The sequence below is a fragment of the Spirillospora sp. NPDC048823 genome, assembly GCF_043198445.1.
GTDB lineage: Bacteria > Actinomycetota > Actinomycetes > Streptosporangiales > Streptosporangiaceae > Spirillospora.
This window is the reverse complement of sequence record NZ_JBICUT010000015.1, coordinates 211,333-218,501: the sequence shown is the minus strand read 5'-3', so window position 1 is coordinate 218,501 and position 7,169 is coordinate 211,333. Positions and strand designations below refer to the sequence as shown.

Below are 7,169 nucleotides of genomic sequence, written 5' to 3'. Positions count from 1 at the left end.
AGCCTGACCACCTCGAAACCGGCCCAAGCACACCCTCCCGCGATCACCCACAGCGATCACGCAACACCGAAACGTGCCGGTGCTGAATGCTTACGAATGGGGGTGAAGGTGAACTTGTTCGTCCATCCGAACTGGAGGCTCGCCGAACGTGTACTGGAAGGGGTCAATCCAGGCTCGGGTGGGTTCGAGCCCGATCAGATCGTCGGGCTCTCACCGGCGGCCTGGACGGAGTTCCCGACCGACGATCGCGATCCGCGAGATGTCGCCGAGAGGCTGGTCGACTACTGCCGGCCCGTTTCGACCGGTATCCTGATCGTAACAACGATGCACAGTTTCCAGTCGAATTACGGGCCATTTTTCGTCCATGGCACAGGCTTTTCGGAATTTGTGCATTCCTATGCCGAGGTATTTGAGGACGTGATAACCGCGGGCGATGTCGTCATCATTTCGCCTCGCGCCGGTCGCATGGTGGTCGTGCATCACAACGGACTCATCGCCACGATCACCGGAAATATGTATGAACTTCAATAGTTCCGCCTGCGTTCGTCTCGGAAACCGGGCTTGCGCTTCCGTGGTGGTGATTCCACGACCGGTGGCCGTTGCGCTTGTGGCGGTGACGATCATCGTCAACGGTCGTAGGTCATGCCGCGGTGGAGTGCTCTTCCTGGTGGGGCATTGGCTTGGGGTGGGGTGGGGCGTCAGGATGCTGGGGTGACTTCTTCCCCTGGTTCGCCGTCGCCTGGGATGCCGCCCTACCGGAGGGGGGCTGGGCTGCCTCCGGGAGCACCGCCGCCGGGAGGGCCGCCTGCGGGGATGCAGGCGGGCGGCTCGCGGAGTGTGCCGGAGGCGCGGGGGCGCCGTGAGGTGGGGGAGTTCGTGCTGCCGGGGCCCTGGTATCGGATTTTGGCCATCCCCGCGCCGCAGCGGGACGCGTCTGCTGAGTGGGATTTTGTCAGTGTGCTGCCTGCGGCGTTGTCGGCGGCGCGGTTGGGGCGGCCGTTCGTTGTCGGGTGGTTGTCGGCGGGCGGTGGGGCTCCGCTGGAGCTGATCACTAATGCGGGGCCGATCGGGGCGCCGGAGCCTGGGGCGGAGTCGTACGGGCTGTTGTTTCCGAGTGGTGCCCGTGGGGTTCCCGTAGGGGACGGGTGGTTGCGGCAGGCCGGACGGATGGCGTGGACGCGGTGTCCCGGGCGGCTCGCGCCGCAGGGGGCGGGGGTGGACGGCGGGCCTGGGCTGTTCGAGGCGACGCTCGTCACGTTGATGGAGCGGCCGTTCGGGTGGTTCGTCGTCGCGGAGCCGGGTGACGAGCGGCTGATCGATTCGGAGATGCGGGAGCTGCATCACGAGTTGCGGATGCTGCGGCGGGGGGAGGACGAGCAGGCGCGGCTTGCTGTCGCTCGGGCGGATCAGCGGCTTGCCGAGTTGGACGCGTTCCGCGAGGCGGGGCTGTGGCAGGTCCGGGTGGTGGCGGGGGCCGCCACGCAGGACGAGTTGAGCCAGATCGCGCCGGTGCTGGTCGGGTCGATGGAACTGGGGCATCACCCGTACCGGCTTCGGTCGGGGCAGGGGAGTGGCTCGTTCGGGGAGATGTTGAGCCCCGGTGCGGCGCCTGTCCCGGTGCGCGGGATGTCCGAGCCGGAGCAGCGGTTTCCGTTCGTGGCGACGGCTGGGGCGCTTGCGGCGCTGGCCGGGTTGCCGCGGCGGGAGGTTCCGGGGCTGCGGGTGCTGGACGCCGGGTACTTCGACGTCACGTCCGAGACCGATGGGCAGGGCGAGGCGCAGATCGAACTGGGCGCGATCCTGGATGGGCAGGACCGGCAGGTCGGACGGCTCACCGTCCCGCGCTCGACGATCAACCGGCACGTGTTCGTGACGGGCGCGACGGGTGCGGGCAAGTCGCAGACCGTCCGGCATCTGCTGGAGCAGTTGACGCGCGCGGGCATTCCGTGGCTGGCGATCGAGCCGGCGAAGTCGGAGTACGCGGCGATGGCGGGGCGCATCCGGGATCTCGGCGGGCCGGTGACGGTGGTGAATCCGTCCGATCCGGGGTCGGTGCCGCTGTCGGTGAATCCGCTTGCGCCTGAGCCCGGCTACCCCGTGCAGGCGCACATCGACATGGTTCGGGCGCTGTTCCAAGCGGCGTTCGATGCCGAGGAGCCGTTCCCGCAGATCATGGCGCAGGCCTTGCAGCGGGTTTATGAGAACAACGGGTGGGACGTGGTGACGGGCGGGGGTGTTCCCGGTTCGCTCATCGAGCCCGCCGTTCCGACGCTGGAGCAGTTGCAGAACGCTGCGCTTCAAGTCATCTCGGACGTCGGCTACGGGCGTGAGCTGATGGCCGACGTGCAGGGGTTCGTGGACGTGCGGTTGCGTTCGCTGCGCATCGGTTCGGCGGGACGGTTCTTCGAGGGCGGTCACCCGGCCGACATCGGCGGGATGCTCCGCGACAACATCGTCCTCGCCATTGAGGACGTCGCGAACGATGAGGACAAGGCGTTCCTCATGGGGACGCTCATCATCCGCATCGTCGAGCATCTGCGGATGCGGGAGCGGCGCCGCGACCGGAGCGACGGCCCTGCTCTGCGGCACGTGATCGTGATCGAGGAGGCGCACCGACTGCTGCGCAACCGGGGTCCGGAACGGACCAGTTCGCACGCCGTCGAGCTGTTCGCCGGGATGCTCGCCGAGATCCGCGCGTACGGGGAGGGGATCATCGTCGCGGAGCAGATCCCGACCAAGCTCGTCCCGGACGTCATCAAGAACACGGCGCTGAAGGTCGTGCACCGGCTGCCCGCCTACGACGACCGGCACCAGGTCGGTGCGGCGATGAACCTGGACGTTGATCAGTCCCGGGAGGTCGTGTCGCTGCGCCCGGGTGTCGCGGCGGTGTTCGCGGACGGCATGGACCGTCCGCTGCGGGTGCGGGTGCCGCTGGGGGAGGGCCGGGAGGCGGAGCTGCCGGGGCCGCCGCCGCCGGTGGACGGCCGCCGCTCGGCCGCCTGCGGCTGCGAGTGCCGTTCCGGGCGGGCCTGCACCCTCTACGAGCTGCGCGAGGCCGATCTCATCGCCGGTCACACCGACTGGGCCTGGCTTCGGCTGTGGGCCGACACGCTGGTCCTGTCCCATGTCGTGAACCGGCCGATGCCGGCGGTTTCGCCCGAGCTGCGCCGTGCCTGGTCGCGGCTCACGCCTCGGCTGCGCGAATGCGCCCTGGCGACCGTCGTGGAAAGGTCGGTGACGCGGCGCTCACGGTCGCTGCGCACCGCCTACCCGCCGTCCGATTTGACCGCCGCCGTCGCCGAGGTCGCCGGACGTCTCCTCGACGGCGCGTCCCCGGGTACCGCCCCCGGCCCGAACTGGGTCATCCCCCAGGTCAGGTGGCTGCACGAACTCGACCGCCTGTTCCCCTACGGTGAGGGCGTCCCGGACAAGCACGCCGCCGCGCCGCCCCTCGACTACCAGCTCCCCGGCCTGAAACAGCCGCCGGACCCGAAGCTCGGCCACCGCCTCCGCGCCCTGCGCCGCCACCCGCTGTCGATGGAACTGGAACGCAACCGGCCCATCGCCCTCACCGCCCTTTACGGCGCCGACGACCAGGCGGGCTTCTACCAGGACCTCACCCTCGTCGCGATCGGCTTCGAGGAGGACGAGCAGGTCGACCACGTCGCCGAGACGATGCGCGTCACGCAGTGGCTGGAGCCCGTCCTGAGCTGGTTCGAGCGGTTCGTCGCCCCCTTCGAGGACCCGTCCAAGGGGCTCCCCTTCCTCGGCCAGTCCCGCGACGCGGAGTGACGCCGCGTCAGATGTCGCTTTCGGTGCGGGCCGGGAGGCCGGCCTGTTCGGCGACGGGAGCCCAGTAGCCGATGAACTCGCTCTTGGCGCTGCTCGCGCGCTGGTTGACGTCCGAGACCTCTTCCTCGGTCGGGCAGCCGGGCGCGATGTCCACGTAGCGCTGGTTCGACTCGGTCGACGCCTCCAGCGCGCGGACGAGCGCGTCCTTCATCGGGACGCCGTTGTCGAGCGCGCTGACGTCCAGTTCGCGGGCCCTCTCCAGTTGGCCCATGCGCATTTCCAAGATGCGTCGCAGGCCGTTGGTGGGGCAGCCGTCGACGACCACGCCGCCGAGTTCGGAGCGGGTGGTGCCCATGTCCTTCAGGAGGTCGTCCACCGCCCTGGCCTGGGCTTCGACGTCGCCGCTGTCGCTGTCGCCGCCGTCGCCGGACTCCTCGGTCGCGGGCCCGGTGCCCTGCCCCTGCGCGGACGGGACGCCGCCACCGGGCTGCGCGGGCGTCTCCGACCCGCTCGGCCAGAACACGATGCCGAGAGCCATCCCGAAGAGAAGGACGACACCCGCTGCGGCCAGGAAGTACGGGACCGTGCTCCGTTTCGGTGGCGCGGGCGGCTGCCAGATCGCGGGTTCGGCCCACGGCTCCGGGGAGACCGGGTCGGCCCACGGTTCGGGGGAGAGCTGCGTGAACGTCTCGCCCGACGGAGGCATGGGCGTCGTGTGGTCGGGCGGGGGTCCGGGTGGCGGGGGTCCGGGTGGCGGGGATTCCCATTGGGCGGGCTCCTGCGGCGACACGGTCCACGGCGGCGGCATCGGTTCACCGGGGCGCGGCGCGCCGCCCAGCGGGTCACGGGTGGTCGCGTCACCGGCCGGCGGGTCATGGGACGTCGCGTCGCCCGCCGGCGGGTCATGGGACGTCGCGTCGCCCGCCGGCGGATCATGAGAGGTCGCGTCGTCGTCGCCGCGTGGGTCGGAGGCCGTCGCGCCGAAGCCCGGTGGGGCAACGCCCGGCGGGGCGACGTCAGGTGGGGTGCCGAGGGACGCGTTGCAGTGCGTGCACTGGGGCAACGCCGGGTTGGTGTCGTTTCCGCAGCCCGGACACCGCATGAGGTCCCCCTACCCCGTGACGTCCCAAACGGGGACAAGATACTGCGCCGTCACACGCCCCGAGTGGCTCGGCCGAAGATCGCAACCGGGTCGTGACCGTGCCGTCAGACCCGCTTCCAACTGCGCGTCGGCTGGCCCGTCTTCTTGGCGACGGGGTTCCACAGGACGACGAACTTCTGCTTGGCCGTCGTCGCACGCCGCTCACCGGCCGCGCGTCCGGGAACCTTCGCGGCGGCCGGGCGAGGCTTGCCCCGGCAGTTGGCCTGGTTCTGCTGCGCCCACCGCAGCAGGACCTGGTCGACCTGCAGCGACGCCGTCAGCGCCTCAGCGAGCGACCCGCGCAGACGCTCGCCGTTCGCGAGCTTGTCGACCTGGAGGTTCTTGGTGCGGGCCAGCTGGTTCTGGCGCTGCCGGGCGACCTTCTCGAACCCCTGGATCGCCTGCGGCAGCGTCTGGCACTTGCCCGCCCGGCCGAGCGCGCCGGCGAGGACGCGGCGGGTGGCGACGCTGTCGTCCAGGACCTTGTTCACGACCTGGGCCTGCTGCTTGGTCTCGGTCGGGATCTCGTTCTTCTGCGCGACCTGCTTGTTGGACGGCGACGTCGTGGGGTCGGCACCGGCGGACGAGTCGCCGCCGGACGGCCACACGACGAACACCACGGCGCCGACCGCGACCGTGACGAGGGCGGCGACGGCTGCGATGAGCGGCTTGCTCGTCCCGCCGCCGGGACGTCCGCCCTGGTTCGGCGGGTAGCCGCCGTACGCGGGGTCGCCCGGCCCGCCCTGCCCCATCGGACCCATGGGCATTCCCTGGCCGCCCATCGGGCCGCCCATCGGGCCACCGGCCGGGCCGCCCATCGGCGGCCCCTGGGCCATGGGGCCCTGGCCCATCGGGGGTGCGGCCATGCCTTGGCCCGGGTCCATGCGCGTCTGGTCGAAGTCGCCGCCGAAGCCCATGGGCGAGCCTTGGCCGCCGGGCATGCCGGGACTGTGCATCCCTTGGCCGGGGGCGATCTGCGTCGCGTCCGCGTCGAGCATCGTGGGCGGCTGGGCGTCCGCGCCCGGCTGCTGCCGCCCCCACATCTGGGTCGCTTCGGCGTCCGGGCCGTCGGGCTTGCGCGGCTGCGCGAACCACGACTCCGGGACGATCGACTCCGTGGGTTCGGGCAGCGGTTCCAGCCCGAACGCGTTCGGCATGTGCTCCGAAGAGCCGGAGGCCGGCAGCGCGGGCTGCTCGTTCGCGGGCAGCGCCGGAAGCCCGCCTCCCCACCCGGGCGACGGCGGAGCGCCGAACCCGCCGGACGGGGCGGACGCCTCCGCCTCGTCGTCGTCCTCATAGGGGTTGAACGTCCACGCGGCGGTGTCTTCGGGGTCGGCGGGCGGAAGCGGCGACGCGGGCGGCGTCGGGGTACCCGACTGCGGTGTCGGCATGGCGGCCTGCGGCCCGCCGAGCGGCTCGGACTGCAGGCCGAACGGCGACGGCTGGACGGGCGCCGCGGGCTGGACGGGCGCCGAGGCCTCGAAGGACGCCGAGGTCTCGAAGGACGCCGAGGTCTCGAAGGGGGCCGCGGACTGGTGCACGGGCGGCTCGGGCGGCTCCGCGGACAGCCGAAGCGGCGGCTGCCCCGCCCCCGGCAACTGCGTCGACGCGGGCGCCTGCCCTGCCCCGGGCAGGTGTCCTGCTCCGGGCGCCTGCCCTGCCCCGGGCGATGGCGCCGACGGAGTCGGGGGCATGCCGGCCGGGGGTTCGGGGGCCGTCTGCGAGGGCTGCGAGGGCTGCGACGGCATCCCGAAGTCGGGCGTCACGGGCGGCCTCGCGGTGGAGGCCCAGGAGGGCGTGGGCGGCGGCACCATCATCGTCCGGTCGCCGAGCGCGTCGGCGGAGCCGGCCGCGGGGGCGTCCGCGACAGGGGCCGACAGCGGGACGGCGGGCCCGACCGAGTACACGTCGATCGGGGCCTCGCAGTGCGAACACTTGCCGAGCGTCCCGGGCGTGTCATTCCCGCACGTCGGACACTGCATCGCTCAGACCTCGCCTTATAGCCGCTTTGCCCACGCTTGCGATCGGGGCCGCCGAACCGGGCGGCCCTCGCTTCCCCGCAAATCCGCAGGGCTCCCGACAAAAGTAGTGGGTGACGCCGTTCTCAGACGCGTGGTTGGCAATCTGGCACACCGCAGCCGGAGGTCGCACCGAATCACGACATGTCGGTACTGGTCAAGATTCACCATGCCGGTTTACCCGAACTGCTGTGATGCTTATCACATCAAGGTCCCTC

The 7,169-nt window shown here is 71.4% G+C and carries 4 protein-coding genes; 2 read left to right on the top strand and 2 right to left on the bottom strand.

Annotation, left to right across the window (positions count from 1 at the left end; genetic code table 11):
* Together ACGFK0_RS29640 and ACGFK0_RS29635 are read left to right on the top strand one after the other, a co-directional pair.
* On the top strand, positions 1-531 hold a 531-nt coding region (locus ACGFK0_RS29640), incomplete at its 5' end, for a hypothetical protein (protein WP_392910682.1).
* 684 nt (positions 532-1,215) lie between these two features.
* Positions 1,216-3,792, top strand: a complete 2,577-nt coding sequence (locus ACGFK0_RS29635; RefSeq protein ID WP_392910679.1) for an ATP-binding protein — start codon at positions 1,216-1,218, stop codon at positions 3,790-3,792.
* 7 nt (positions 3,793-3,799) lie between these two features.
* Here the strand turns inward: ACGFK0_RS29635 and ACGFK0_RS29630 are convergent, their stop codons facing one another.
* A complete protein-coding gene (locus ACGFK0_RS29630) occupies positions 3,800-4,894 on the bottom strand; it encodes a hypothetical protein (protein WP_392910677.1) in 1,095 nt (364 codons plus the stop codon).
* Positions 4,895-4,998: 104 nt separating this feature from the next.
* Positions 4,999-6,915 (bottom strand): hypothetical protein, encoded by a 1,917-nt coding sequence (locus ACGFK0_RS29625; RefSeq protein ID WP_392910674.1) that lies wholly within the window; start codon positions 6,913-6,915, stop codon positions 4,999-5,001.
* Between the last annotated feature and the right edge of the window lie 254 nt (positions 6,916-7,169).

What these genes read in the sequence shown, in the direction of transcription:
- ACGFK0_RS29630 (WP_392910677.1), bottom strand. Translation starts at nt 4,894, where the DNA reads ATGCGGTGTCCGGGCTGCGGAAACGACACCAACCCGGCGTTGCCCCAG.
- ACGFK0_RS29625 (WP_392910674.1), bottom strand. Translation starts at nt 6,915, where the DNA reads ATGCAGTGTCCGACGTGCGGGAATGACACGCCCGGGACGCTCGGCAAG.